Source organism: Candidatus Symbiopectobacterium sp. NZEC135, assembly GCF_025962695.1.
The window spans coordinates 1-884 of sequence record NZ_JAGFPF010000857.1; the positions used below are offsets into that span (position 1 = coordinate 1).

An 884-nucleotide genomic window follows, 5' to 3' on the forward strand; every position below is an offset into this window, starting at 1 on the left:
CGTAATAATGATGCGGGAAAGCGTTCCGGCACTGGAAGGCTAACCCTGCATAAGGCTATGTGGAATACCCCAATGATCAATATCCATCTTTTATCTTAGCATCGAAGAATAATGATGTTTAACCTTTGGTGGGATGTCTGTGCTGAAGAGACCCCTCCCGTTTAAGGCTGGGAGGGGGAATACTCAATGTTGGAACAGATTTTTAATGTGATGCGGTTCACTACGCCAGAATTGCGGCGGCGTTGATACTTGTGCGCCCAGGCGTGCGGCCGCATGCCATGGCCAGCGCGGGTTATAGAGCACAGCGCGCGCGATGCCGATAGCATCCGCCTGACCTGTCGCCACAATCGCTTCAGCCTGCTCGGCCTCTGTGATGAGACCAACTGCGATGGTGGTGATCCCCACCTCACGCTTGATGCGCTCAGCATAGCTGACCTGATAGTTGGGTCCTGGCTGAATACGCTGTGCCGGAGAGAGCCCGCCGCTTGAGACATGCATAAAATCGCAGCCAGCAGCGTGCAGCGCGTGGCTGAGCGCAACAGACTGCTCGAGATCCCATCCGCCTTCCACTCCATCGGTGGCGGAAATGCGCACGCCAACGGCTTTGTGCGCGGGGATAACCTCACGTACCGCGCGGAAAACCTCAAGTACCAGACGCATACGGTTATTCAAATCCCCGCCATAGCGATCGTCACGCGCATTCGACAACGGTGACAGAAATTGATGCAGCAAATAGCCGTGTGCGGCATGGATTTCAAACACATCAAATCCGATGCGATCGGCGCGCTGAGCGGCATTGGCAAAGGCTGCGACGACATCCGCGATCTGCTGGGCCGACATCGCCGTTGGTGCAGTTTCATTATCGTCATAAGGCAGGGCCGAAG

Annotated in this window: 1 protein-coding gene; it reads right to left on the reverse strand. The window is 55.7% G+C overall.

From position 1 onward, the window contains the following. Positions 1-183: 183 nt before the first annotated feature. Positions 184-884: tRNA-dihydrouridine synthase (locus J5224_RS30980; protein ID WP_264628849.1), on the reverse strand; the 701-nt coding region annotated here is incomplete at its 5' end.